Source organism: Skermanella aerolata KACC 11604 (assembly GCF_000936425.1).
Lineage (GTDB): Bacteria > Pseudomonadota > Alphaproteobacteria > Azospirillales > Azospirillaceae > Skermanella > Skermanella aerolata.
On sequence record NZ_AVFK01000002.1, the window covers coordinates 278,807 to 304,712 of the forward strand.

21 protein-coding genes are annotated in these 25,906 nt (G+C 61.1%); all 21 read left to right on the forward strand.

Annotated features, from left to right (window positions below; translation table 11 throughout):
* Nucleotides 1-8: 8 nt before the first annotated feature.
* The 21 genes from nuoF to dnaE all read left to right on the forward strand — a co-directional run bounded on the left by nuoF (nt 9) and on the right by dnaE (nt 25,671).
* Nucleotides 9-1,298 (forward strand): NADH-quinone oxidoreductase subunit NuoF, encoded by a 1,290-nt coding sequence (gene nuoF, locus N826_RS04315; RefSeq protein ID WP_044426144.1) that lies wholly within the window; start codon nt 9-11, stop codon nt 1,296-1,298.
* 33 nt (nt 1,299-1,331) lie between these two features.
* Nucleotides 1,332-3,395, forward strand: a complete 2,064-nt coding sequence (gene nuoG / locus N826_RS04320) for an NADH-quinone oxidoreductase subunit NuoG (protein WP_044426145.1) — start codon at nt 1,332-1,334, stop codon at nt 3,393-3,395.
* The gene (gene nuoH, locus N826_RS04325) at nt 3,388-4,398 is read left to right on the forward strand and encodes an NADH-quinone oxidoreductase subunit NuoH (RefSeq protein WP_044426146.1); all 1,011 of its coding nucleotides are present in this window, start codon (nt 3,388-3,390) and stop codon (nt 4,396-4,398) included. The genes nuoG and nuoH overlap by 8 nt, the downstream gene beginning before the upstream one ends.
* A gap of 71 nt (nt 4,399-4,469) precedes the next feature.
* On the forward strand, nt 4,470-4,958 hold the full coding sequence (nuoI, locus tag N826_RS04330; protein ID WP_044426147.1) for an NADH-quinone oxidoreductase subunit NuoI: 489 nt from the start codon (nt 4,470-4,472) through the stop codon (nt 4,956-4,958).
* Nucleotides 4,959-5,096: 138 nt separating this feature from the next.
* Entirely contained in the window at nt 5,097-5,711 is a 615-nt protein-coding gene (locus tag N826_RS04335) for an NADH-quinone oxidoreductase subunit J (protein WP_044426149.1), read from the forward strand.
* Nucleotides 5,712-6,020: an NADH-quinone oxidoreductase subunit NuoK gene (gene nuoK / locus N826_RS04340; protein WP_044426150.1), complete on the forward strand. Its 309-nt coding sequence runs from the start codon at nt 5,712-5,714 to the stop codon at nt 6,018-6,020. It abuts the gene before it with no gap.
* Between the two features lie 10 nt (nt 6,021-6,030).
* Complete coding sequence (nuoL, locus tag N826_RS04345; protein WP_044426151.1) at nt 6,031-7,956, forward strand: NADH-quinone oxidoreductase subunit L; 1,926 nt, start codon at nt 6,031-6,033, stop codon at nt 7,954-7,956.
* A 21-nt stretch (nt 7,957-7,977) separates the two neighbouring features.
* Nucleotides 7,978-9,492: an NADH-quinone oxidoreductase subunit M gene (locus N826_RS04350; protein ID WP_044426152.1), complete on the forward strand. Its 1,515-nt coding sequence runs from the start codon at nt 7,978-7,980 to the stop codon at nt 9,490-9,492.
* Between the two features lie 18 nt (nt 9,493-9,510).
* Nucleotides 9,511-10,971 carry an NADH-quinone oxidoreductase subunit NuoN gene (gene nuoN / locus N826_RS04355; RefSeq protein WP_044426154.1) on the forward strand — a complete coding sequence of 487 codons (1,461 nt, stop codon included), beginning with the start codon at nt 9,511-9,513 and terminating at the stop codon, nt 10,969-10,971.
* The gene (locus N826_RS04360) at nt 10,968-11,789 is read left to right on the forward strand and encodes a biotin--[acetyl-CoA-carboxylase] ligase (protein ID WP_044426155.1); all 822 of its coding nucleotides are present in this window, start codon (nt 10,968-10,970) and stop codon (nt 11,787-11,789) included. The genes nuoN and N826_RS04360 overlap by 4 nt, the downstream gene beginning before the upstream one ends.
* 16 nt (nt 11,790-11,805) lie before the next feature.
* Nucleotides 11,806-12,591 carry a type III pantothenate kinase gene (locus N826_RS04365; RefSeq protein WP_044426156.1) on the forward strand — a complete coding sequence of 262 codons (786 nt, stop codon included), beginning with the start codon at nt 11,806-11,808 and terminating at the stop codon, nt 12,589-12,591.
* A complete protein-coding gene (locus N826_RS04370) occupies nt 12,588-14,264 on the forward strand; it encodes a ribonuclease J (RefSeq protein WP_044426157.1) in 1,677 nt (558 codons plus the stop codon). Before N826_RS04365 ends, N826_RS04370 begins: the two co-directional genes overlap by 4 nt.
* Before the next feature lie 54 nt (nt 14,265-14,318).
* Complete coding sequence (mce, locus tag N826_RS04375) at nt 14,319-14,723, forward strand: methylmalonyl-CoA epimerase (RefSeq protein ID WP_044426158.1); 405 nt, start codon at nt 14,319-14,321, stop codon at nt 14,721-14,723.
* 3 nt (nt 14,724-14,726) lie between these two features.
* Nucleotides 14,727-14,960 (forward strand): DUF1467 family protein, encoded by a 234-nt coding sequence (locus N826_RS04380; protein ID WP_044426159.1) that lies wholly within the window; start codon nt 14,727-14,729, stop codon nt 14,958-14,960.
* Nucleotides 14,961-14,982: 22 nt separating this feature from the next.
* Complete coding sequence (locus N826_RS04385) at nt 14,983-15,546, forward strand: DNA-3-methyladenine glycosylase I (RefSeq protein ID WP_044426160.1); 564 nt, start codon at nt 14,983-14,985, stop codon at nt 15,544-15,546.
* 609 nt (nt 15,547-16,155) lie between these two features.
* Nucleotides 16,156-17,256, forward strand: a complete 1,101-nt coding sequence (locus N826_RS04390; protein ID WP_044426368.1) for a BMP family ABC transporter substrate-binding protein — start codon at nt 16,156-16,158, stop codon at nt 17,254-17,256.
* A gap of 129 nt (nt 17,257-17,385) precedes the next feature.
* Nucleotides 17,386-18,699, forward strand: a complete 1,314-nt coding sequence (gene proS / locus N826_RS04395; protein ID WP_044426161.1) for a proline--tRNA ligase — start codon at nt 17,386-17,388, stop codon at nt 18,697-18,699.
* An 85-nt stretch (nt 18,700-18,784) separates the two neighbouring features.
* Nucleotides 18,785-20,029 (forward strand): lipoprotein-releasing ABC transporter permease subunit, encoded by a 1,245-nt coding sequence (locus N826_RS04400; RefSeq protein ID WP_044426162.1) that lies wholly within the window; start codon nt 18,785-18,787, stop codon nt 20,027-20,029.
* A gap of 43 nt (nt 20,030-20,072) precedes the next feature.
* Nucleotides 20,073-20,741, forward strand: a complete 669-nt coding sequence (locus N826_RS04405) for an ABC transporter ATP-binding protein (RefSeq protein ID WP_052830826.1) — start codon at nt 20,073-20,075, stop codon at nt 20,739-20,741.
* Between the two features lie 80 nt (nt 20,742-20,821).
* Nucleotides 20,822-21,679 carry a dienelactone hydrolase family protein gene (locus tag N826_RS04410; protein ID WP_044426164.1) on the forward strand — a complete coding sequence of 286 codons (858 nt, stop codon included), beginning with the start codon at nt 20,822-20,824 and terminating at the stop codon, nt 21,677-21,679.
* Between the two features lie 497 nt (nt 21,680-22,176).
* Nucleotides 22,177-25,671 carry a DNA polymerase III subunit alpha gene (gene dnaE, locus N826_RS04415; protein WP_044426165.1) on the forward strand — a complete coding sequence of 1,165 codons (3,495 nt, stop codon included), beginning with the start codon at nt 22,177-22,179 and terminating at the stop codon, nt 25,669-25,671.
* Nucleotides 25,672-25,906: the final 235 nt, after the last annotated feature.

Consider the following 25,906-nt stretch of genomic DNA (forward strand, 5'->3'; position numbering starts at 1 on the left):
GGGTTGTGATGCTTCGGGACGAAGACCGCATTTTCACCAATCTCTACGGCTTCGAAGACTTCGGGCTGGAGGCCGCACGGGCGCGGGGCGATTGGGACAATACCAAAGACCTGATCCTGAAGGGCAGGGACTGGATCATCAACGAGACCAAGGAGTCGGGTCTGCGCGGTCGTGGCGGCGCCGGCTTCTCCACCGGCCTCAAGTGGTCCTTCATGCCCAAGCAGACGGGCGCACGGCCGCATTATCTGGTGATCAACGCCGACGAGGGCGAGCCCGGTACCTGCAAGGACCGGGATCTGATGCGCCACGATCCGCATAAGCTGATCGAGGGCTGTCTGATCGCCAGCTTCGCGATCGGTGCCAACGCCTGCTACATCTACATCCGCGGCGAATTCTACAACGAAGGCTCCAACCTTCAGCGGGCGATCGACGAGGCCTACGCAGCCGGTCTGATCGGCAAGAACGCTTGCGGGTCCGGCTGGGACTTCGATCTGTATCTGCATCGCGGTGCCGGTGCCTATATCTGCGGCGAGGAAACTGCGCTGATCGAAAGCCTGGAAGGCAAGAAGGGGCAGCCGCGCAATAAGCCGCCGTTTCCTGCGCAGGCTGGCCTGTATTCCTGCCCCACGACCGTCAACAACGTCGAAAGCATCGCGGTGGTCCCGACCATCCTGCGGCGCGGTGCTGCATGGTTCGCGGGACTGGGACGCCCGAAGAACACCGGCACGAAGGTCTTCTCCATCTCGGGGCATGTGAACAATCCGTGCAACGTGGAAGAGGAGATGGGCATTCCGCTGAAGGAGTTGATCGAAAAGCATGCCGGCGGCGTGCGCGGTGGGTGGGACAACCTGCTGGCGATCATCCCTGGCGGCTCGTCCGTTCCGCTTCTGCCGCGGTCGATCTGCGATACGGTCCTGATGGACTTCGACAGTCTTCGCGATCAGCGCTCGGGTCTTGGCACGGCCGCCGTCATCGTGATGGACAAGTCGACCGATGTGGTGAAAGCGATCGCGCGCCTGTCGAAGTTCTACATGCATGAAAGCTGCGGCCAATGTACACCCTGCCGCGAAGGTACGGGATGGATGTGGCGCGTGATGGAACGCATGGTGCAAGGTAAGGCCCGTATCGACGAGATCGACATGCTGTTCGATGTCACCAAGGAAATTGAGGGGCACACGATCTGCGCCTTGGGTGACGCGGCGGCTTGGCCGGTTCAAGGCCTCATCAGGCATTTCCGCCCCGAAATGGAACGGCGCATCCTGCAGTATACCGGCACCCAGCGTGTCGCGGCGGAATGAACCGGTAGCCGAACGTAGCGACGAGACATCACTATGCCCAAACTAACGATTGACGGGATCGAGGTCGAGGTCGAGCCGGGTACTTCCGTGCTGCAGGCCTGCGAGCAGATCGGCATCGAAATCCCGCGCTTCTGCTATCACGAACGGCTGTCGGTTCCCGCTAACTGCCGCATGTGTCTGGTCGAGATGGAGAAGGCTCCCAAGCCTGTCGCATCCTGTGCCATGCCTTGCGGAGAAGGCATGGTCATCAAGACCAATACCGATCTGGTCCATAAGGCCCGCAAGGGCGTCATGGAGTTCCTGCTGATCAACCACCCGCTGGATTGCCCGATCTGCGATCAGGGCGGCGAGTGCGATCTTCAGGACCAGGCGATGGGTTACGGCTTCGACCGGTCGCGGTTCCAAGAGAACAAGCGAGCGGTCAAGGACAAGTATCTCGGTCCGCTGATCAAGACGATCATGACCCGCTGTATCCACTGCACCCGCTGTATCCGCTTTGCGGACGAAATCGCCGGCGTTCCCGAGTTGGGTGCCACCGGTCGCGGCGAGCACATGGAGATTGGCACCTACATCGAGCAGGCCATTTCGTCGGAGCTTTCCGGCAACCTGATCGATGTCTGTCCGGTCGGAGCCTTGACCTCGAAGCCCTACGCCTTCACGACCCGTCCCTGGGAACTGCGAAAGACCGAGACCATCGATGTGATGGACGCGGTCGGGAGCAACATCCGCGTCGATACGCGCGGTCCGGAAGTGATGCGCGTCATCCCGCGCCTCAACGAGGACGTCAACGAAGAGTGGCTGGCCGACAAGAGCCGCTTCTCCTACGACGGTCTGAAGCGCCAGCGGCTGGACCGCCCCTATGTCCGCAAGGACGGCAAGCTTCAGCCGGCCACCTGGGCCGAAGCCTTCGCGGCCATCGCCGCCAAGGTCAAGGGTGTACCGGGCGAACGGATCGCGGCGCTGGCCGGCGATCTGGTCGACGCCGAGTCGATGGTGGCGCTCAAGGATCTGGTCGAAGGCCTAGGATCCAGGAACCTCGACTGCCGTCAGGATGGCGCTGTTTTCGACACTTCCGCCCGCGCAGGCTACCTGTTCAACACGACGATCGCCGGTATCGAGCAGGCGGATGCGATCCTGCTGATCGGGACCAATCCGCGCTGGGAAGCGGCGATAGTCAACGCCCGCATCCGCAAGCGTTATCTGATGGGCGGGTTGAAGGTCGGCGTCATCGGTCAGCAGCTGGATCTGACATATCCGACCACATACCTGGGCGCCGGTCCTCAGACGCTCCAGGACGTGGTCGACGGCAAGCACGCCTTCTGCGACGTGCTGAAGGATGCCAAGCGGCCGATGCTGATTCTCGGCTCAGGTGCGTTGCGCCGAGCGGACGGTCCGGCGGTCCATGCTCTGGCTCGCCAGTTGGCCGAAAGCTTCAATCTGGTCCAGGACGGCTGGAACGGCTTCAACGTGCTGCACACGGCTGCTGCACGGGTCGGCGGCCTGGAACTCGGATTCCTGCCTGGACAGGGCGGCAAAGCCACTGCGGAAATCCTGTCTGCTACAAGTGCGGGGCAGATCGACGTCGTCTACCTTCTGGGTGCTGACGAAATCGACACTGCAAGCCTCGGCAAGGCTTTCGTGATTTACCAGGGGCATCATGGCGACCGTGGCGCCCACCGCGCCGACGTGATCCTGCCTGGAGCCGCGTATACCGAAAAGAACGGCCTGTATGTGAATACCGAGGGCCGGGTCCAGATGGCTCGCATGGCTGCGTTCCCATTGGGCGAGGCGCGTGAGGACTGGAAGATTATCCGGGCCCTGGGCGAACAGCTTGGTGTCAAGCTGCCATATGACAGCTTGTCTCATGTGCGGAAGCGCTTGGCCGACGCCAGCCCCGTGTTCCGTAGCATCGAAGCTCTGGTTGCGGCCGAGTGGGGTACGTTCGGGCGTGCCGGCACGATCGAAAACGCACCGTTCGAGCCGATTATCGAAAACTACTATATGACCGACCCGATCAGCCGCGCCTCGGCCACCATGGCCAAATGCACCGAGACGTTCGTGCTGGCCGCCAGGGAGAGGACCGGCACCCATGGCTGAACTTTGGACCGGCTACGCCTGGCCGACGATTATCATCGTTCTCCAGATCGTTGCGATCATCGTCCCGCTGATGGTGGGTATCGCCTACCTGACATATGCGGAACGCAAGGTGCTGGCGGCCATGCAGCTTCGGCAGGGACCGAATATCGTCGGCCCGTTCGGCCTGTTGCAGCCGATGGCCGATGGCCTGAAGCTGCTTGGCAAAGAAACGGTCATCCCTGCGGGTGCAAACCGCATGGTGTTCGTCTTCGCTCCGATGCTGACATTCCTTCTGGCGCTGATCGCCTGGGCGGTGATCCCGTTCGACGATGGGATGGTGCTCGCCGACATCAATGTCGGCGTGCTGTATCTGTTCGCGATTTCGTCCTTGGGCGTCTACGGCATCATCATGGCCGGCTGGGCGTCCAACTCGAAATATGCCTTCCTCGGCGGTCTCCGATCCGCGGCGCAGATGGTCTCCTACGAAGTGTCCATCGGCTTCGTGATCATCACCGTTCTGCTCTGCGTCGGGTCGCTCAACCTGAGCGACGTCGTCAACGCCCAGCGAACGGTATGGTTCGCGATCCCGCTGCTGCCGATGTTCGTCGTCTTTTTCATCTCAGCCCTTGCCGAGACGAACCGCGCACCGTTCGACTTGCCGGAAGGCGAGTCGGAATTGGTCGGCGGCTACAACGTCGAATATTCGGCGATGACCTTCGCCCTGTTCTTCCTCGGCGAATACGCGAACATGATCCTCATGAGCGCGATGACGTCGATCCTGTTCCTGGGCGGCTGGCTGCCGCCGTTCGATATCGCGCCGTTCAACTGGATACCCGGGCCGATATGGTTCGCGTTGAAGATCGCGTTTGTGCTCTTCGTGTTCCTGTGGGTCCGCGCGACGGTGCCTCGCTATCGCTATGACCAGCTGATGCGGTTGGGCTGGAAGATCTTCCTGCCGTTCTCGCTGTTCTGGGTCGTCCTGACCGCTGGTGTCCTCGTCACCTTCGGCTGGCTGCCCTCGTAACCCTTGCATGATTTCATGCGTGTCCGGCGGACCAGAAATCCCGCCGGCTCCATGACAGGAGAACTGAAGACATGGCATTGCTGGATCGCACTGCGCGGGGCTTCTTCCTGACGGAATTGCTGTCCGGACTGGGCCTGACTTTCAGCTACATGTTCCGGCCGCGGGTTACCCTGAACTATCCGTTCGAGAAAGGGCCGATCAGCCCGCGGTTCCGTGGAGAGCACGCGTTGCGCCGTTATCCCAACGGGGAAGAGCGCTGCATCGCCTGTAAGCTGTGCGAGGCCGTTTGCCCGGCGCTGGCCATCACGATCGAGGCGGAGCCGCGTGATGATGGCAGCCGCCGGACGACCCGCTACGATATCGACATGACGAAGTGCATCTATTGCGGTCTGTGCCAGGAGGCCTGCCCGGTAGATGCCATCGTCGAGGGTCCGAATTTCGAGTTCGCCACGGAAACCCGTGAGGAACTCTTCTACAACAAGGAAAAGCTGCTCGCGAACGGTGACCGCTGGGAAGCCCAGCTGGCCTCCAATGTTGCGACCGACGCTCCCTACCGCTAAAAAGCCCCAACACATGTGGGGTCTGCGCCGCTGCGGCGGCGTGTCCCCGGATGGTCCGCAAGACACTGCAAGAACCCGACAAAGGGACCTGGAAGTGAGCACAGACACCTTCCCTCATCTTAAGAGGCGGGGAACGCCATGATCGTGCAGAGCCTGGCCTTCTACCTTTTTGCCGCGATCCTGGTGGCATCAGCCGTCATGGTCATAACGGCCCGCAACCCCGTGCACTCCGTGCTCTTCCTGATCCTTGCCTTCTTCAACGCGGCGGGCCTTTTCGTGCTGATCGGCGCGGAGTTCGTCGCGATGATCCTGGTGATCGTCTATGTCGGTGCCGTCGCAGTGCTGTTCCTGTTCGTGGTCATGATGCTGGACATCAACTTCCGCGAACTCCGGGTGGGCACTCTCCAATACCTGCCGATCGGGATCACAGTAGGGCTTGTCCTGCTGGTGGAGTTGGCCCTGGTACTGGGAACCTGGGTCATAGCACCGGATCTTACGACGGTCGTCGCGGCTCCGACTCCGACACCCGATCAGGTCACCAACACCCATGCGCTGGGATTGCTGATCTATACGCGTTACGTCTATCTGTTCCAGGCATCCGGCCTGATCCTGCTGATCGCGATGATCGGCGCCATAGTGCTGACCCTGCGGTCGCGTGAGGGCGTACGCCGTCAGAACATCAGTAATCAGGTCTCGCGCCGTCGGGACGAAGTGGTCGCGATCCGCAAGGTGCCGACCCGGGGAGGTGTCTGAATGGAAATCGGTCTCGCCCATTACCTCACCGTCGCGGCGATCGTGTTCACGCTCGGCGTCTTCGGAATCTTCCTGAACCGGAAGAACGTGATCATCATCCTGATGTCCGTCGAGTTGATCCTGCTGGCAGTCAACATCAATCTGGTGTCGTTCTCGGTGTTCCTCAATGACCTTGTCGGTCAAGTGTTCGCGATGTTCATCCTGACTGTCGCCGCTGCCGAGGCTGCCATCGGTCTTGCCATTCTCGTCGTCTACTTCCGCAATCGCGGCACCATCGCGGTGGATGACATCAATATGATGAAGGGCTGAGGCGGCGATCATGGAAATTGCAGCAATTTTCCTGCCGCTGCTGGCGGCATTCATCGCAGGGTTCTTCGGGCGCCTGATCGGCGACCGGGGGTCCCAGTACATTACTTCTGGCGCTGTTCTGCTATCCGCCCTGCTTTCGATCTGGCTGTTCGTGGACGTGGCGCTTCACGGCAATGCCCGGACGATCGAACTCTTTACCTGGATCGACAGCGGCACCTTCGAGGTTTCGTGGGCCCTGAAGTTCGATACGCTGACAGCGGTCATGCTGATCGTGGTCAACGTCGTGTCGTCGATGGTCCATGTCTACTCCATCGGCTACATGAGCCATGACCACCACAAGCCGCGGTTCATGGCCTATCTCAGCCTGTTCACTTTCTTCATGCTGATGCTGGTGACTGCGGACAACTTCGTTCAGATGTATTTCGGCTGGGAAGGCGTCGGTGTCGCTTCGTACCTGCTGATCAATTTCTGGTACGAGAAGCCCAGCGCCAACAACGCTTCCATGAAGGCCTTCATCGTGAACCGAGTCGGCGACTTCGGTTTCGCGCTCGGCATCATGGCGATCTTCTATCTGTTCGGCTCCGTCCACTTCGACACGGTGTTCGCCGCCGCCGCCAGCAAGGCCGGACAGACGATGAACTTCCTGGGTTTCAACCTGGATGCCCTGACCGTCGCCTGCCTGCTGCTGTTCATGGGCGCCATGGGCAAGTCGGCCCAGCTCGGTCTCCACACTTGGCTACCGGACGCCATGGAAGGCCCGACGCCGGTGTCGGCGCTGATCCATGCCGCGACGATGGTGACCGCCGGCGTCTTCATGGTCGCGCGTCTGTCGCCGATCTTCGAATACGCGCCGATAGCTCTCAACGTCATCGCGATCGTCGGTGCTTCGACGGCCTTCGTCGCCGCGACGATCGGTTTGACCCAGTATGACATCAAGCGTGTCATCGCCTACTCGACCATGAGCCAGCTCGGCTACATGTTCTTTGCGCTCGGCGTTTCCGCCTACAGCGCCGCGATGTTCCACCTGATGACCCACGCCTTCTTCAAGGCCCTGTTGTTCCTCGGCGCGGGATCGGTGATCCACGCCATGTCGGACGAGCAGGACATCCGGAAGATGGGCGGTGTCTGGCGCCTGATCCCGATCACCTATGCGATGATGTGGATCGGCAGCCTTGCCTTGGCGGGCATTCCCTTCTTTGCCGGATACTACTCCAAGGACATGATCCTGGAGGCGGCCTATGCGGCACACTCCGGCGTCGGCGCCTATGCCTTCTGGCTCGGCATCGCAGCCGCCTTGATGACCGCCTTCTACTCCTGGCGTCTGATCATCCTGACCTTCCATGGCCGCCCGCGCGCCAATGACCGGGTCATGGCCCATGTCCACGAGAGCCCCGCGATCATGACGGTTCCGCTTGCGGTTCTCGCCGTCGGTGCCCTGTTCTCCGGCATGTTCGCCTACAACTGGTTCGTTGGCGAGGGCCGGGAGGCTTTCTGGGGCGAAGCGATCTTCGTGCTGCACGAGCACGATACGGTCGAGGCGGCGCACCACGTTCCCTCCTGGGTCCCGCTGGCTCCCTTCATCGCGGGCGTGATCGGTATCGCGCTGGCTTACCTGTTCTACATGTTCGTGCCGCAGCTCCCCGGCATCGTCACGAATGCGCTCGGCGGGGTTTACCGGTTCGTCTATCGCAAATGGATGTTCGACGAGTTGTACGACCGGCTGTTCGTCCAGCCGGCCCGGTATCTTGGCTACGGCCTCTGGAAATCGGGTGACGGTGCCATCATCGATGGCGTCGGACCTGACGGCATCGCCGCCGCAACCCGCGACGTCGCTTTTCGTGCCGCCCGCTTGCAGTCCGGCTACGTCTATCACTATGCATTCGTCATGGTGATCGGTGTGGTCCTGCTCGTCGGCTGGTTCTACTTCTTCGGTTGATACGGCGAGGCAAGACTGATCATGGCTGGCTGGCCCATCCTGTCGCTAACGACATTCCTGCCGCTCGTCGGAGCCGCGTTCATCTTATTGATCCGCGGTGAGCCTGACGTAGTGGCGCGCAACGCCCGTAATGTGGCGTTGTGGACCTCGCTGATCACCTTCGTGCTGTCCTTGTTCATCTGGTTGAACTTCGACAACACGACCGCAGCATTCCAGATGGTCGAGCGCGCGGACTGGATCCCCGCGTTCAACATCAACTACCATATGGGCGTCGACGGCATTTCCGTGCTGTTCGTGCTGCTCTCGACCTTCCTCACCCCTCTTTGCATCCTCGCGAGCTGGGAGTCGGTAAAAGTCCGCGTCAAGGAATACATGATCGCCTTCCTGGTCCTGGAGACCCTGATGGTGGGCATGTTCTGCGCCCTGGACTTCATGCTCTTCTACGTCTTCTTCGAAGGCGTGCTGATCCCGATGTTCCTGATCATCGGTGTCTGGGGCGGCGCGCGGCGCGTCTACGCGGCCTTCAAGTTCTTCCTCTACACGCTGCTCGGCTCGGTGCTGATGCTGCTGGCGATCCTGGCCATGTACTTCGTGGCCGGCACTACCGATCTGCCGACGCTGATGCAGACCCAATTCCCGCGGAGCATGCAGATCTGGCTGTGGCTGGCGCTGTTCGCGTCCTTCGCCGTGAAGGTCCCGATGTGGCCGGTCCACACCTGGCTGCCGGACGCCCACGTCGAAGCGCCGACGGCCGGTTCGGTCATTCTTGCAGGCGTCCTGCTGAAGATGGGCGGTTACGGCTTCCTGCGATTCTCCATCCCGATCCTCCCCGAAGCTTCGGCTTACTTCACGCCCCTGATCTACACCCTGAGCGTCGTTGCGATCATCTACACCTCGCTGGTCGCTCTGGCGCAGGAGGACATGAAGAAGCTGATCGCCTACTCGTCGATCGCGCATATGGGCTTCGTGACCATCGGCATGTTCTCGCTCAAGCAGCAGGGCGTCGAGGGATCGGTTTTCCAGATGCTCAGCCATGGCATCGTTTCCGGCGCGCTCTTCCTTTGCGTCGGTGTCGTTTACGATCGTCTGCATACGCGGGAGATCGCCCGATACGGCGGTCTGGTCCAGAACATGCCGCGCTATGCCGTCGTGTTCATGCTGATGATGCTGGCATCGGTCGGTCTTCCCGGTACCAGCGGCTTCGTCGGCGAGTTCCTGATCCTGGTCGGAGCGTTCCAGGACAATACCTGGGTGGCCCTTCTGGCGACGATCGGGATCATCCTGGGGGCTGCCTACATGCTGTGGCTGTACCGCAGGGTCGTGTTCGGCAAGATCACTCGCGACGACGTCAAAGGCATGCTCGATCTTACCCCTCGGGAGATCGCGATATTTGCGCCGCTGGTCGTCGTGGTGTTGTGGATGGGCATCTATCCGGCCAGCTTCCTCAATGTGATTTCAGTGTCGGTCGAGGCATTGATCCAGAACTACCAGACCGCTCTGACCGACGGCGTCGGCACCAGCGTCGCGGTTCGATAAGGCGGGAGAAGAACAGACATGACTCCGTTTCCCGATCTCGCTCCGGCCGCTCCGGAGATCTTCCTGGCGGTATCGGCCCTCGTTCTGCTGATGCTCGGCGTCTTTCGAGGCGACACCAGTACCCGCTTGATTTCCTACCTGACGGTCGGCGTGCTGCTGATCGCCGTCGTCCTGGTCCTTACCGGTGCGGGAACCAAGCAGATCACCTTTAGCAACCTGTTCATCATGGACAGCTTCGGCGCATTCATGAAAGTGCTCGTGCTGCTAGGCTCGGCACTGTCCGTTCTGATCTCGATCCATTACATTGAGCGCGAGCAGATGAAGCGGATCGAGTTTCCGGTGCTGATGCTTCTGGCGACGATCGGTATGCTGATGATGGTGTCGGCGAACGATCTGATCTCGCTCTATGTTGGGCTCGAACTTCAGAGCCTCGCCCTCTACGTTATCGCCGCCTTCCGTCGCGACTTCGCCAAATCGAGCGAGGCAGGGCTCAAATACTTCGTCCTGGGTGCCCTGTCGTCGGGTATGCTGCTGTACGGTGCATCGCTGATTTATGGCTTCACCGGCACGACCAACTTCTCGATGCTCGCCAGTCAGTTCGCCACCCATGGCCAGGCTACCGGTCATGCCGGGATCGGCTTGGTCGTCGGGTTGACCTTCGTTGCCGCCGGATTGGCCTTCAAGATCTCCGCCGTGCCTTTCCACATGTGGACGCCGGATGTCTATGAAGGTGCTCCCACGCCGGTCACCGCCTTCTTCGCCGTAGCCCCCAAGGTTGCAGCGGTAGCTTTGTTCGTCCGTTTGCTGATCGAGCCGTTCGGTTCGATGGTCGACGAATGGCGCCAGATCATCTACTTCACGGCACTGGCATCGATGGTGCTGGGGTCTTTCGCCGCGATCGGCCAGACGAACATCAAGCGTCTGATGGCCTATAGCTCGATCGGCCACATCGGGTTCGCGCTGGTCGGCCTCGCGGCAGGCACCGAACTGGGTGTCCGCGGCGTGATGTTCTACATGGCGATCTACATCTTCATGAACATCGGAACGTTCGGCGTCATCCTTTGCATGCGCCAGAACGGCCGGATGGTCGAGGAGATCACCGATCTGGCGGGTCTGTCGAAGACTCACCCGATGCTGGCACTTGCCATGCTGATCTTCATGTTCTCGATGGCCGGCATTCCTCCCGCAGCTGGTTTCTTCGCCAAGCTGTTCGTCTTCCAGGCCGCTATCGAAGCGCATCTCTACTCGCTTGCGGTGATGGGCGTCCTGGCGAGCGTGGTGGGCGCCTACTATTACCTGCGTATCATCAAGGTCATGTATTTCGACGAACCGGTCGAAGCGCTTGACCGAACCATCAGCGGCGAGGTTTCGCTGGTCATCGCAGGGACCAGCCTGTTTACCCTCCTGTTCTTCTTCTTCCCGGCTCCGCTTCTGAACGGCGCCGCTGCGGCCGCCGCGTCGCTGTTCGCCGCCGGATGACCAGGCAGGCGCCTCAGGCGAGCACACTGCCGGGACTTCCTCCGGAATATCGGCTCGTTGCCTATGATTGCCTGGGGAGCACCAACGAAGAGGCCAAGCGACTTGCCCGGGACGAGGGGGCCGAGCACGGCACCCTCGTCTGGGCAGGACGGCAGGAAGCGGGCAGGGGCCGCCGGGGGCGCCCCTGGTCCTCGCCCGAGGGTAATGTCTACGCCAGCATCATTCTGCGACCGAAGTGCTCCACCGCGACTGCGGCGCAACTGTCGTTTGCCGCAGCCGGGGCACTGGCCGATGCATTGCAACCACTGCTCCCTGAGGCCGTCTGCTGCTGCAAGTGGCCTAACGATGTCCTGATCGATGATCGAAAGGTTGCAGGCATCTTACTGGAATCGGAAACGGACGGATCCGGCGGACTTGAATGGCTGGTCCTGGGCATCGGCATCAACGTTCAGCACTACCCGGCCGACGCCGAATTTCCAGCGACATCCTTATGCAACGAGGGTAGCCGGATAAATCAGCCGGGTCCGGTTCTTGTCCGGTTTTTCCAGGCTTTCAGCACCTGGTACGATGTCTGGCTCAAAGAGGGATTCGATCGCATCCGCGAGGGCTGGCTACAGACGGCTCGTGGTATCGGCGGACCGGTCACCGTAAGACTGGAGAAGCGGACCCTGGCTGGATCCTTCGCCGATCTGGACGGCGACGGCGCACTCCTTCTGGAGTTGCCATCGGGAGAGCGGATGCGGATCACGGCCGGCGACGTCTTCTTCCCTGAATTGGCCTCATCTTCCCTGCCGGGGACTCCTTCCCAGACCGATTGACCGAGGGGCCAATGCCATGCTGCTTGCGATCGACGCCGGCAATACGAATGTGGTCTGCGCCATCTTCGACGGTGATCGCAAGAGGGGCCAGTGGCGGATTGCAACCGACGGCCGCCGAACTGCGGACGAATACGCGGTCTGGCTTGTCGCCCTGATGACCATGAGCGGACTGAAGCGGGAGGATGTCGACGCAGCCATCCTCGCCAGCGTCGTACCCGCTGCAACGTTCAACCTTCAGCGCCTCTGTATCGATCATTTCGGCGTGGAGCCGATGCGGGTCGGCGCGCCGGGTATCCATCTCGGTCTTGAAATCCGGATCAACAATCCGCGGGAAGCGGGAGCCGACCGCCTTCTCAACGCGCTGGCTGCGACTTCGATCTATCCGTCACCTCTGGTCGTCGTCGATATCGGTACGGGAACGACGTTCGACGTGGTCGATGCCGATGGGGCCTTCTGTGGCGGCATCATTGCGCCCGGGCCCAGTCTTGCGCTGGATGCGCTTCACCGTGTGGCGGCTCAGCTTCCCAAGGTCGACATCGTGCGGCCGGCGACGGTCATCGGACGCGGGACCGTAGGCGCAATGCAATCCGGGATGTTCTGGGGTTATCTCAGTATGATCGAAGGATTGCTCACCCGGATACAGGCCGAACTGTCGCCGACAGGAGATCCGCCCGTCACCGTTATCGTGACCGGAGGGCTTGGCGCGCAGTTTGCCGAAGCCACATCCATGATTCATCATATCGACAATGAATTGACGCTGCGCGGACTGTTGCTCGTTCACAAGCGGAATATGATTTCATGAACTCATTCCCGGATCCGCACCGTCCCGGCCCCCATGACCTCTGGTTTCTACCACTTGGAGGTTCTGGGGAAATCGGCATGAACCTGAACCTCTATGGTCATGACGGCAAGTGGTTGATGGTCGATCTGGGAATATCGTTCGGGGACGAGACGATGCCCGGCGTCGATGTCGTCATGCCCGATCCGTCATTCATTGCGGAGCGCCGCGACGATCTGGCGGGATTGGTCATCACCCACGCCCACGAGGATCACCTCGGCGCGGTAGCCCATCTCTGGCCTCAACTCCGCTGCCCGATCTATGCAACGCCGTTCACCGCCTCCGTGCTGCGGGCCAAGCTGATCGAGAAGAACCTGACCGGTCAGGTGGTTATCAACGAGCTGCCGATTTCGGGCCGGTTCATGGCCGGTCCTTTCGACGTCGAACTGGTCAGGATGACCCATTCAGTGCCGGAGCCGAGCGCGCTCATCATCCGGACGCCGCTGGGAGCTGTACTCCATACCGGCGACTGGAAGCTCGATCCGTCTCCCGTCACCGGAGGGCCGACGGATGAGGCCGCTCTGATCCGGCTGGGTAACGAGGGCGCCTTGGCCATGGTCTGCGACAGCACCAATGCGACGGTCACGGGTACATCCGGTTCCGAGGCTGCCGTCCGGGAAAGCCTCGTCCGGCTGTTCGGCCGGTACGAGGACAGGATCGCCATCAGTTGTTTTGCGACCAACGTTGCCCGGCTGGACAGCATCGCGGCAGCCGCTGCCGCAAATGGCCGGAACGTGGCTCTTGTAGGCCGTTCGCTCTGGCGCATCAATGAGGCGGCCCGCGCGAGCGGCTACCTAAGGGATGCGGCGCCTTTCCTGACGGAACACGATGCCGGGTACCTGCCGCGGGAAAAGGCTGTTCTGATCTGCACCGGCAGCCAGGGCGAACCACGCTCCGCTCTGGCGCGGATCGCGGCCGACGATCATCCTGAGATCGTGCTGGAGAAGGGCGATACGGTCATTTTCTCCTCTCGGGAGATCCCAGGCAACGAGCGGGCGATTGCCCGCGTACAGAACCTGCTAATCGCTCAAGGGGTAGAGGTCGTTACCGCCGATGACGCTTTCGTCCACGTTTCCGGACATCCGGCGCAGGACGAACTGACACGGATGTATCAGTGGGTGCGACCGAAGCTCGCAGTTCCAATCCATGGCGAAATCCGCCACCAGACGGAGCACGCCCGTATTGCACGGTCATGCCAGGTTCCGGATACTATTATCCCGGAGAACGGATCGATCATAAGGCTGGCCCCCGGACCCGCCGAGATCGTCGGGCAGGTGCAGCATGGCAGGCTGGCTCTCGACGGTAAGCGGATAGTCCCGCTGGATGCCGGAGTCATGCGCGGGCGTCACCGGATGATGTATAACGGTGCGGCCGTCGCCACCCTCGTCATCGATGCGGAGGGCGCGCTCGTCACTCAGCCCCAAGTGACGGTGATGGGCCTGATCGAGGGGCCGGAGGCGGGAGAGATCCTGGCGGAGGTGGGCTTCGCCGTCCGTAAGGCGGTCGAGGATCTGCCCGTCCAGTCCAGGCTCGACGACGAAGCGGTGCGGCAGGCCGCACGTATCGCAGTTCGCCGCAGCTTCAATGCGACCCAGGGCAAAAAGCCGCTCACCGAAGTCCATCTGGTTCGGCTATAGGTGTGGCCTGTCCGGCTATGGCAGCCGGCAATCAGCAAGACCAAAGGGGGAACCATGATCGGCAAGCTCAACCACGTGGCAATCGTCGTACCCGATCTTGAAAAGGCGACGGCTCTTTACCGTGATACGCTCGGCGCCACGGTATCAGCGCCGGTCGATCAGCCGGCGCATGGTGTGACTGTCGTGTTCGTCGAGTTGCCCAACACCAAGATCGAGCTTCTTTATCCGCTCGGCGACGCAAGCCCAGTCGGCAAGTTCCTGGCGAGCAACCCGTCGGGCGGCATCCATCACGTCTGCTACGAGGTGCCGGACATCCTGGCGGCCCGTGACAAGCTGAAGGCCGAGGGTGCCCGCGTACTAGGTGATGGCGAACCCCGGATCGGCGCCCATGACAAGCCGGTCCTGTTCCTCCACCCGAAGGACTTCCTCGGGACCTTGGTCGAGTTGGAGCAGGCCTGATCGATGGGTTGGATCACGGCAGTAGCGATTTATTTCGTGGTTTGGTGGACGGTGCTTTTCGCCGTCCTTCCCTGGGGCGCTCATACACCTGACGATACGGACGCGGGCAAGGCGGCCGGAGCGCCGGCGAAGCCCAGGATCGGCCTCAAGTTTCTGATCACGACGGTAGTTTCCGCGATCGTCTGGGTGCTGATCTATCTAACCGTTACATCCGGACTGATTTCCTTCCGGAACTGACCGATCGGAGCAGGGCACCGCCATGGGCCTGACATATTGCGAAGCCGCTCCCGGCCACCCATGGCATGGGCCTTACCACGACACCGAATACGGATTTCCCTCCGCGGATGAACGTGTCCTGTTCGAGCGCCTGGTGCTGGAGATCAATCAGGCGGGCTTATCCTGGCTGACGATCCTGAAGAAACGCGCGGCCTTTGCGGCGGCTTTCGAGGATTATGACGTGGATCGTATCGCCGCTTACGGCGACGAGCAACGGTCGCGTCTGCTTGCCGATGCCGGGATAATCCGCAACCGGTTGAAGATCGATGCGGTGATCGAGAACGCCCGGCGGGTGCAGTCGCTTCGGCAAAGCCATGGTGGCTTCGCCGCATGGATCGATGCTCATCATCCGCTGCCGAAGCCGGAATGGGTCAAGCTGTTCAAGAAACAATTCCGCTTTACCGGCGGGGAGATAGTCGGGGAATTCCTGATGAGTCTCGGCTATTTGCCGGGTGCCCATAATTTAGGCTGTCCGGTTCATGACCGACTGGAGCAGATAAGTCCACCCTGGATTCGAGCCAAGAGAGCCGGTTTTACAGGTTACTGAGCCAATTTTTTAGGCAATGTATTGAATGAAACCTATTCAGTAGCCTAGGAGATAATCAAAAAAGCAGAAAAATAAGCAAAAGGAAAGGCAAGCCCCATTTTGTGGCTTGCCTTGTTCAGTTCCTCATACAATAATTTTTTTCGCTGAGAGGGTTTATCCCTCTTACCGACGCCTGGTGGCGATTCCTCCCTAACTTCAGGCCGCGCTGCGGTAACAGCGCGGCCATTTTTCTTATGTGCTCAACTTTACGACCTGCCTACATGACCGTCACTTATTTTCTGGATGATCCAAGAATATCCGCCAAGCACGGTCTCTGAGACATCCAGCCAAAATCTGTTGCATGAATCGCTTATTTGGTGCACACGAAAAGGTATAGGCGCATTCTTGCACGCCGAGCGGTTCAACAGCACGAACAGCGTCAGTTACGTCGAAAATGCGTAAGGTCTTTCACCAAAAATCCGGCTATTCCACCCTTTCCCGGGACTTCATCCTGAATGGATAGGCGTGCGTCGAGGCTGCCAGTTGGTCAGCATCTTGCCGAACAGTCAGATCACCGGTCAGATCACTGGGTTGAGTGACCCAACTCTCGCGGAGGGAACAAGAACAATGATGAACAGACGCCAGTTCGGCCTATCGGTGGCCGGGACCGCCGCAGCTCTCACTGCAAGCCCCCTTGGCGGTACGTTTGGCAGCAAGGCGCTTGCCGCCGATAAGCTGAAGGTGGGTTTCGTCTATGTCGGCCCGGTATCCGACCATGGTTATAGCTATCAGCACGATCTTGGCCGCAAACACGTAGCCGAAGTCTTCGCCGATAGGGTCGAGACGACCTATGTCGAAAATGTCGCCGAGGGTCCGGATGCCGAGCGGGTGATCCAGCAGCTTGCCCAAGGCGGCCACGGGCTGATCTTCACCACCTCTTTCGGCTTCATGAACCCGACGCTGAAGGTCGCGCAGCGCTTCCCCAAGGTCAAGTTCGAGCATGCTACCGGCTATAAGCGCTCGACCAACGTGGCGACATACTCGGGCCGCTTCTATGAGGGCCGGACCGTCTGCGGCCTGATCGCCGGCAAGCTGACCAAGTCGAACATCATCGGGTATATCGGTTCCTTCCCGATCCCCGAGGTGGTCAGCGGCATCAACGCTTTCACGTTGGCCCTGCGCAGCGTCAATCCGCAAGCCCAGGTCCGGGTGGTGTGGGTCAACAGCTGGTACGATCCAGGCAAGGAGGCCGCCGCCGCCAAGGCCCTGATCGATCAGGGCGCCGACATTCTGGCTCAGCACACCGACAGCCCCGCACCGATCCAGGAGGCGGAGGCCCGCGGCATCTATGCCTTCGGACAATCGTCCGATATGAGCCGTTTCGGGCCCAAGGCGCACCTGACATCGGTCGTCGACGACTGGAATCCCTACTACGAACAGCGCGTCAAGGCGGCACTGGACGGCACTTGGAAGGCCGAGGATTACTGGGGCGGTCTGGCGACCGGTACCGTGTTCCTGCCGACCTTCAACGATGCCATCCCAGCTGACGTCAAGGAGCTGGGTAACAAGGCAATCGCGGACATCAAGTCCGGCGCGCTGCACCCCTTTACCGGGCCGATCAAGGACCAGTCCGGCAAGGTCGTGATCGCCGAGGGCAAGACCGCGACCGATCCCGAGATCCTCTCGATGGCCTATTATGTCGAGGGCGTTCAGGGCACGCTTCCGAAGTAAGCGGCAATGCGGGCCGGGGGCGGGTGCGTCACCCCCGGCCATGGACTTGCGCGCCGCTATTCCCTACAGTCCTCTCGCCATTGGACCGGGCCGAATGCCCGATCCTCCACGAGCCCCGAGAGACCCCGAATGCGGTTGTCCGCCTATTTCCTGCCTACCCTCAAGGAAAACCCCAACGAGGCGCAGATCGTCTCGCACCGGCTGATGCTCCGAGCCGGCATGATCCGGCAAACGAGCGCCGGCATCTATGCTTGGCTGCCGCTGGGTTTCCGCGTCCTGAAGAAGATCGAACAGATCGTCCGGGAAGAGCAGGATGCCGCGGGCGCGCAGGAACTGCTGATGCCGACCATCCAGCCGGCCGAGCTCTGGAAGGAGAGCGGACGGTACGACGACTACGGCAAGGAGATGCTCCGCATCAAGGACCGGCACGATCGTGAGATGCTGTTCGGCCCCACGAATGAGGAGATGATCACCGATATCTTCCGCTCCGCGGTCAAGAGCTACCGTGATCTGCCCCGCAACCTCTATCACATCCAGTGGAAGTTCCGGGACGAGATCAGGCCCCGTTTCGGAGTGATGCGCGGGCGTGAGTTCCTGATGAAGGACGCCTACTCATTCGACATCGACAGTGCCAGCGCACGCCGCTCCTATCAGAAGATGTTCCTGGCGTATCTCCGGACGTTTGCACGCCTCGGCATGAAGGCCATCCCGATGCAGGCCGATACCGGTCCGATCGGCGGAGATCTCAGCCATGAGTTCATCATCCTAGCGGAAACGGGTGAGAGCGGCGTCTTCTGCGACAAGGAGTGGCTGGACTTGAACGTGCTGGAGAGCGCACCGGGGTTTGACGACGATCTCGGCCCGTTCTTCGAGAAATACACCAACATCTACGCCGCGACCGACGAAAAGCACGATCCCGCGACGTCGCCGCTGACGCCTGAAGAACTGGTCAATGCGCGCGGCATCGAAGTCGGCCACATCTTCTATTTCGGCACCAAATACTCGGCGCCGCTGGGTGCCGTGGTCGCCGGTCCGGGCGGCGAGCAGATCACCGTCGAGATGGGGTCCTACGGCATCGGCGTGTCGCGGCTGGTTGGCGCGATCATCGAGGCGAGCCATGACGATGCCGGTATCATCTGGCCGGAGTCGGTGGCGCCCTTCAAGGTCGGCCTGATCAACCTGAAGACCGGCGATGCCGAATGCGACCGGGTCTGCGAAGAGTTGTATCGTGACCTCAATGCCGCCGGGGTCGAGGTGCTGTATGACGACCGCAACGAGCGGCCAGGCGCCAAGTTCGCCGACATGGATCTGATCGGGGTTCCCTGGCATCTGACGATCGGGCCGCGCGGCCTGAAGAACGGCGTGGTCGAATTAAAGCATCGCGCCACGGGTGAACGCGAGGAACTGTCGCGCGAAGCCGCTTTCGCGAAGCTGGCCTCCTGATAGCCGGAGCGGCCGGCGGACCTTCGAACTCCGGCGGCCGCCGGCCAGCGGCGATCCACTCCAAGTCCAAAAAGGCCTGACAGGCATGATTTTCGGCGCTTTCGAACGCATGGTCGCGATGCGCTATCTTCGCGCGCGACGGCAGGAAGGCTTCATTTCGGTGATCGCCGGCTTTTCGCTCCTGGGCATCGGCCTTGGCGTGGCGACGCTGATCATCGTGATGGCCGTTATGAACGGTTTCCGATCCGAGCTGCTGGGGCGGGTTCTGGGTCTCAACGGCCACATGAACGTTTACGCACTTCAGGGACCGCTGACCGACTACGGGGCGATGGCCGATCGGCTGCGGGGCATTCCGGGCGTGACGTCTGTTACGCCTACCGTCGAGGCACAGGCGCTGGTGACGGTGCGTGGGGTGTCATCGGGCTCTATCGTTCGGGGCATTTCACCCGAGGATTTCAAGGTACGGCCAACCGTGTCCAACCACATCGTTCGTGGGACTCTGGACGATTTCCGTGACGAGCGCGTCGCGATCGGCATCCGCATGGCTCAAAGGCTCGGGCTTCGGGTGGGAGACGAACTGACGCTGATCAGCCCCCAAGGCAATCCCAGTGCGTTCGGTACCGTTCCGCGCATGAGGGCCTACAGCATCGCAGCGATATTCGACGTCGGTATGTTCGAGTACGACAATAACTTCATCTTCATGCCGCTGCCGGCGGCGCAGGTGTTCTTCCGGGTTCCCGACGCCGTAACGACCCTCGAGCTGATGGTTCAGCAGCCGCGCCTGATTTCCCAATACCGGGCACCCGTTCAGGATGTGATAGGCGGCCGGGCCAGACTTGTGGACTGGCAGCAGTCCAACGCCAGCTTCTTCAACGCGCTCTCGGTCGAGCGCAACGTCATGTTCCTGATCCTGACGCTGATTATCCTGGTCGCCGCCTTCAACATCATTTCCAGCATGATCATGCTGGTCAAGGACAAGGGCCGCGATATCGCGATCCTGCGGACCATGGGCGCCACGCGCGGCATGATCCTGCGCATCTTCTTCCTGGCGGGGGCAAGCATCGGCGTCATCGGCACGGTCTTCGGCCTGGTGCTGGGCGTCGCGTTCGCCGAGAACATCGAGGCCATCCGACAGATCCTCCAGAACCTGACCGGCACCGAACTCTTTTCGGCGGAAATCTACTTTCTCAGCCAATTGCCGGCAGAGATCGACTATGGGGAAGTGAGCCGCGTCGTCCTCATGGCGCTCGGGCTGTCGTTCGGCGCCACCATCTATCCGGCATGGCGGGCTGCCAAGCTCGATCCGGTCGAGGCATTGCGTTATGAGTGAGTCGAGGAGCGATCTTTTGGCCGGTGGAAATCCGGCGGAGCCGATGATCCGGATCGATGGCGTCGTCAGGACGTTCAGACAGGCCGGGCAGCCGCTTGACGTGCTGCGCGGCGCATCGCTTCAGGTCAAGGGGGGCGAGCTTGTGGCGCTCGTCGGTCCATCGGGAGCCGGCAAGTCGACGCTGCTGCATATCGCAGGCTTGCTCGAGAAGGCCGATGGCGGCGATATCCGGATCGCCGGCAAGCTGGCCAATGCTCTGTCGGACGCGGACCGCACGGCCTTGCGTCGGCAATCCATCGGCTTCGTCTATCAGTTCCACCATCTCCTGCCGGAATTCAGCGCGCTGGAAAACATCGTCCTGCCGCAGATGATCGCGGGCGTTCCTAAATCAGCGGCACGCAAGCGCGGCATGGAACTGCTGGAAATGGTCGGGCTCGGCGCGCGCGCCAGTCACCGGCCGGCGCGATTGTCCGGTGGAGAGCAGCAACGTGTAGCCATCGCCCGGGCGCTTGCCAACCGGCCCAAGCTGCTGATCGCGGATGAGCCGACTGGCAACCTCGACCACAAGACGGCGGAGGGTGTCTTTGCCATGTTGGCAGACCTCGTCCGGGTTGGAGATTTCGGGGCTTTGGTTGCGACCCACAATCTCGACCTCGCCGCTCGGATGGACCGGGTGCTCGAACTGCGGGACGGTGTGCTGGTCCAGCATTGAAGGATGGTCTACCTTGTTGTTCGGCCGGAGCGCTTGCAGGGGCCTCCGGATGGCAGCGAGGAAGGGCAGAAGGGCGCATCATGGACAAGAAGATCATCGACCTCTATGACGAGTACACCCACGCACCCCTGGACCGCCGCGTCTTCATCAGCCGGTTGACCGCCCTTGCCGGCAGCACGGCCGCGGCGTCGGCATTGCTTCCGCTGCTTGAGAACAACTACGCTCTGGCGGAGGTCGTAGCGCCGGCCGATCCTCGTCTGGAAACCTCCCGGGTCATCTGGAGCGGGGCGCCAGGCGACATCAAAGGCTACCTGGCTAAACCCAAGGGCGCCGGGAAGCTGCCAGCCGTCATCGTCATCCACGAGAACCGTGGACTCAACCCACACATCGAAGACATCGTGCGCCGCATTGCGCTGGAGGGCTTCCTGGCCGTCGGGCCTGACCTGCTGAGTCCTCTGGGGGGAACGCCAGCCGATGAGGATCAGGCGCGTGCGCTGATAGGCCAGTTGGACAACAAGGCGACGGTCGAAAACCTCGTGCGTACGGTCGGCTTCCTTGAAGGACATGAAGGTTCGACCGGCAAAGTTGGCGCAATAGGTTTCTGCTGGGGCGGCGGCATGGTCGGCTCACTGGCAACGGTGTCGCAGTCGCTCGACGCGGGCGTCGTCTTCTATGGACGGACGCCGCCGCTTGACGATGTATCCAAGATCCGCGCAAAGCTTCTGCTCAACTATGCCGGCCTGGACGACCGCATCAACGAAGGTATTCCGGCTTTCGAAGCAGCGCTGAAGAAGGCCGATGTCCATTACAACATTCATATCTATCAGGGCGCCAATCACGCCTTCAACAACGATACCAATCCGGCGCGCTACGATGCCGCAGCGGCGCAACTCGCATGGCGCCGAACGGTCGAGTTCCTGAAGACCAGCCTTGCATGACGATCGATCCGAAGCTGCATTAGGACAGCACGGCCGATTTAGTACGAGGACAATTGGAGTTGAGTCGGCATGTTCTGGTCCAGCGATTGGGGAACCGATGGTCTGAGGTCTGTTGCGAACGGCGGTTTGCCACCTCTTCGGATCGATCACAGGCTGATGGTGCCGGGAAAGCGGCTGGGCCTCATCATGGCCCCGAGTCGCGCAGCATAGACGCCAATTCGAAGGTGTAAATCATTTGGGACCGCTGGCCACCGGGTTTTCGAGAGCGAAAAGGGATAGGAATAGCTGGTAACTCGCCCGGCGATTAGCCGCCTGATTCCAGCGGATCGAGGACGAGTTCCGGAGCCAATGCTCGCATCCCGTCATGACGGGTTATGCGTGGATGCATTTCCTGATCACGAGCGCAGGGGCGTCAAGAAAAACTTGCACATGACGCAGAGGCGCGGTCTTGGCATGTTGGTACCGCTTCCCTGACCGTTGCCTGAGTCCCATCCTCCATGCCGATCGCCGATTTCGTCCACCTGCGAGTCCACTCCGCCTATTCGCTCTCCGAGGGGGCGATCAAGATCAAGGAGCTGGTCAAGCTCTGCCAGAAGAAGGAGATGCCGGCGGTAGCGGTTACCGACACTGGCAATCTGTTTGGCGCACTGGAATTCTCGCTTGCTGCGGCCGACTCCGGTGTTCAGCCGATCCTTGGATGTCAGGTCGGCATCCGCCGGATGGGGCCGAGTGCCAATGGCGGCGGCAAGCCGGTAGGCAAGGGCTTGAACATGCCTGACCAGCTGACGCTGCTTGTCCAGTCGGAGACTGGTTACGTCAACCTGACGAAGCTGGTCAGCAAGGCCTTCATGGAAGGCGATCCGACATCGGCGCCGCAGATCTCCCTGAGCGACCTTGAAGGCTTCACCGAAGGATTGATCGCACTCACCGGTGGTCCGTCTGGTTCGGTGGGCAGACTGTTCGCCGAAGGCCAGAAAGCCGTGGCGGAGGAAGTCGCGGGACAGCTTCAGCGGCTGTTTCCCAACCGGCTCTATGTCGAGCTGATGCGCCACGGGCTTGAGGTCGAGGATCGGATCGAACCTGATCTGGTCGATCTTGCCTATCGCATGGATCTGCCGCTGGTCGCGACCAACGACTGCTTCTTCGCGACAGAGGACATGTACGAAGCCCATGACGCCCTGCTTTGCATAGCCGAGGGTGCTTATGTCGTAGAAGCCGAACGTCGGCGCCTGACACCGCAGCACCGATTCAAGTCGGCTGAGGAAATGCGCGCCCTGTTCGCAGACCTACCGGAGGCTGTAGACAACACTCTGGTCATCGCGCGCCGGTGCAGTTACCTGCTTCGACCGATCAAGCCGATTCTACCCGCCTTTACCGCGGCGGCCGCAGGAGGCCGAACCGAGCCGGAGGAACTTCGGCACCAAGCTCATATCGGCTTGACCGATCGGCTCGAACATCAGGTGTTCACGCCCGATATGACGCCCGAGCAACGGGCGCAGACCGAAAAGACCTATCGCGAGCGGCTCGACTTCGAGCTGAACGTGATCGAGAACATGAAGTTTCCCGGCTACTTCCTGATCGTGTCTGACTTCATCAAATGGGCGAAGAAGCACGACATTCCCGTCGGGCCAGGGCGCGGTTCAGGCGCCGGATCGGTCGTCGCCTGGTCGCTGACGATCACCGACCTCGATCCTCTACGCTTCGGCTTGCTGTTCGAGCGGTTCCTCAATCCCGAACGCGTTTCGATGCCCGACTTCGATATCGACTTCTGCCAGGACCGCCGGGACGAGGTGATCCGTTATGTGCAGGATTACTACGGCTACGACCGCGTCGCCCAGATCATCACGTTCGGTAAGCTCCAGGCTCGCGCGGTGCTCCGCGACGTCGGACGCGTGCTTCAGATGCCGTATGGGCAGGTCGACAAGATCTGCAAGCTGGTGCCCAACAACCCGGCCAATCCGGTCACCCTGGGACAGGCGATCGACGGCGAGCCCATGCTTCAGCAGGCGCGGGACTCCGACGAGTCGGTCAAGCGGCTGATCGAGATCGCGCTCCGCCTGGAAGGCCTGTTCCGTCACGCATCGACCCATGCCGCCGGCGTCGTGATCGGCGACCGGCCTCTCGACCAGCTGGTGCCGCTCTATCGCGATCCACGCTCCGACATGCCGGTCACCCAGTTCAATATGAAATACGTCGAACAGGCCGGCTTGGTTAAGTTCGACTTCCTTGGTCTCAAGACCCTGACCGTGCTGCAACGCGCAGTCGAGCTGATCGTCGAGCGCGGAGAGACCATCGACCTGTCGAACCTGCCGCTGGACGACTCCAGGACCTATGAGATGATGTCTCGCGGCGAGACGACCGGCGTGTTCCAGCTGGAAAGTTCGGGCATGCGCGACGTCCTGCGACGCCTCAAGCCGAACCGCTTCGACGACATCATCGCGCTGGTTTCGCTGTATCGCCCCGGTCCGATGGACAACATCCCGACCTACATCGCGGTGAAGAACGGCGAGATAGAAGCCGACTACATGCATCCCTGGCTCGAGCCGATCCTGAAGGACACCTTCGGGATCATGATCTACCAGGAACAGGTCATGCAGATCGCCCAGGTGCTGTCCGGCTATTCGCTGGGCGGCGCCGACCTGCTGCGGCGGGCCATGGGCAAGAAGATCCAGGCGGAGATGGACGCCCAGCGCAAGCTGTTCATCGACGGTGCCGTCGGCAAAGGCGTGGATGGCGATCAGGCCGGCTTGATCTTCGATCAGGTGAACAAGTTTGCCGGCTACGGCTTCAACAAGTCGCACGCTGCCGCTTATGCCCTGGTCGCCTACCAGACAGCCTACCTGAAGGCCAATTATCCGGTCGAGTTCCTCGCGGCGTCCATGACGCTCGACCTCGGCAATACCGATAAGCTGAATACCTTCAGGCAGGAGCTGGTGCGCTTGAAGATCCGTTTGCTGACGCCCGACATCAACAAGTCCAACGCGGTATTCCGTGTGGAAGCGATGCCGGACGGCGAGCGCGCGATCCGCTACGCGCTTGCCGCCGTCAAGGGTGTCGGCATGCAGGCCATGGAAGCTCTGGTCAAGCAGCGGGAAGAGACGGGCCGGTACACCGACTTGTTCAACCTCGCGCGGCGCCTGGACACCAAGGTCATCAACAAGCGGCAGCTTGAGAACCTGACTTGCGCCGGTGCCTTCGACAGTCTCAACCCGAACCGGCGGCAGGTCCATGGCGGTGTCGAAACCCTGATCCGGTACGCTCAGGCCGCCGTCGCCGAGCGCGAGAGCGGCCAGTCTAGTCTGTTCGGCGGCGGTGCGGGCGTGACGCTGAAGGTGCCCGACCTGCCCAAGGTCGCCGATTGGGACCAACTGGACCGGCTGGCGCATGAATTCGGCGCCATCGGCTTCTATCTCTCGGCCCATCCGCTGGACGGCTTCGCCAAGCCGCTGGCGCGATTGCGCGTGGTGAATTCAGCCGATCTGCTGAAGAAGGCCAGTGGCGGCGGTTCCACTCGATTCCCGATGGCCGGTGTCGTGATCAACCGGCAGGAGCGCGTGGCGAAGAGCGGTAACCGCTTCGCCTTCGTCAGCCTGTCGGATTCGACCGGCGTCTACGAGGTCACCCTGTTTTCCGAGCTTCTAGCAACGTCGCGCGACCTGCTCGAGCCGGGCAAGAGCGTCGTCCTGATGGTTGACGTGCAGGTCCAGGGCGAGGATATGCGGCTGACCTGCCACCAGGTGAAGCCGCTGGAGGACGAGGTCGCCCTTGCGGCGGAAGGATTGCAGATCGTCCTCAACGAGCCCGCTGCAGCGCCGCATCTTCGGAATATCCTCGAACAGATCGGACGGGGAAGGGGCAGGATATCGATCCTTGTCGATGTGGGCGGCTTGAGAGAGGCGGAGATCGCGCTGCCCGGCGCCTATGCGGTTTCGGCGAAGGGCAGGGCGGCGATCAAGGCGATTCCCGGTGTCGCCGATGTACTGGATCTCTGATCAGGCTTAAAAGCCGGGTCATAAGCCGGACGGACAATAGGATTGCGGCCGCGAACGCCGTGCCTGGGCTCGCAACAGCGCCCGGCACGGCGTTTCTATTTGCGTGCGCCCTGTATAGTGCAGAAGTGAAGTCAAGCAGCAAGGCTAGATTGTCCTATAAGTGCATTCCCAAGTAAATCCATACTCCAGTATTCCATTGATTTTAATAAAAACTCTTTCTTGACAGAATTAGAGC

Excerpts from the sequence above, each read along its gene's own strand:
- nuoF (WP_044426144.1), top strand. The coding sequence starts at position 9 with ATGCTTCGGGACGAAGACCGCATTTTCACCAATCTCTACGGCTTCGAA.
- nuoG (WP_044426145.1), top strand. The coding sequence starts at position 1,332 with ATGCCCAAACTAACGATTGACGGGATCGAGGTCGAGGTCGAGCCGGGT.
- nuoH (WP_044426146.1), top strand. The coding sequence starts at position 3,388 with ATGGCTGAACTTTGGACCGGCTACGCCTGGCCGACGATTATCATCGTT.
- nuoI (WP_044426147.1), top strand. The coding sequence starts at position 4,470 with ATGGCATTGCTGGATCGCACTGCGCGGGGCTTCTTCCTGACGGAATTG.
- N826_RS04335 (WP_044426149.1), top strand. The coding sequence starts at position 5,097 with ATGATCGTGCAGAGCCTGGCCTTCTACCTTTTTGCCGCGATCCTGGTG.
- nuoK (WP_044426150.1), top strand. The coding sequence starts at position 5,712 with ATGGAAATCGGTCTCGCCCATTACCTCACCGTCGCGGCGATCGTGTTC.
- nuoL (WP_044426151.1), top strand. The coding sequence starts at position 6,031 with ATGGAAATTGCAGCAATTTTCCTGCCGCTGCTGGCGGCATTCATCGCA.
- N826_RS04350 (WP_044426152.1), top strand. The coding sequence starts at position 7,978 with ATGGCTGGCTGGCCCATCCTGTCGCTAACGACATTCCTGCCGCTCGTC.
- nuoN (WP_044426154.1), top strand. The coding sequence starts at position 9,511 with ATGACTCCGTTTCCCGATCTCGCTCCGGCCGCTCCGGAGATCTTCCTG.
- N826_RS04360 (WP_044426155.1), top strand. The coding sequence starts at position 10,968 with ATGACCAGGCAGGCGCCTCAGGCGAGCACACTGCCGGGACTTCCTCCG.
- N826_RS04365 (WP_044426156.1), top strand. The coding sequence starts at position 11,806 with ATGCTGCTTGCGATCGACGCCGGCAATACGAATGTGGTCTGCGCCATC.
- N826_RS04370 (WP_044426157.1), top strand. The coding sequence starts at position 12,588 with ATGAACTCATTCCCGGATCCGCACCGTCCCGGCCCCCATGACCTCTGG.
- mce (WP_044426158.1), top strand. The coding sequence starts at position 14,319 with ATGATCGGCAAGCTCAACCACGTGGCAATCGTCGTACCCGATCTTGAA.
- N826_RS04380 (WP_044426159.1), top strand. The coding sequence starts at position 14,727 with ATGGGTTGGATCACGGCAGTAGCGATTTATTTCGTGGTTTGGTGGACG.
- N826_RS04385 (WP_044426160.1), top strand. The coding sequence starts at position 14,983 with ATGGGCCTGACATATTGCGAAGCCGCTCCCGGCCACCCATGGCATGGG.
- N826_RS04390 (WP_044426368.1), top strand. The coding sequence starts at position 16,156 with ATGAACAGACGCCAGTTCGGCCTATCGGTGGCCGGGACCGCCGCAGCT.
- proS (WP_044426161.1), top strand. The coding sequence starts at position 17,386 with ATGCGGTTGTCCGCCTATTTCCTGCCTACCCTCAAGGAAAACCCCAAC.
- N826_RS04400 (WP_044426162.1), top strand. The coding sequence starts at position 18,785 with ATGATTTTCGGCGCTTTCGAACGCATGGTCGCGATGCGCTATCTTCGC.
- N826_RS04405 (WP_052830826.1), top strand. The coding sequence starts at position 20,073 with ATGATCCGGATCGATGGCGTCGTCAGGACGTTCAGACAGGCCGGGCAG.
- N826_RS04410 (WP_044426164.1), top strand. The coding sequence starts at position 20,822 with ATGGACAAGAAGATCATCGACCTCTATGACGAGTACACCCACGCACCC.
- dnaE (WP_044426165.1), top strand. The coding sequence starts at position 22,177 with ATGCCGATCGCCGATTTCGTCCACCTGCGAGTCCACTCCGCCTATTCG.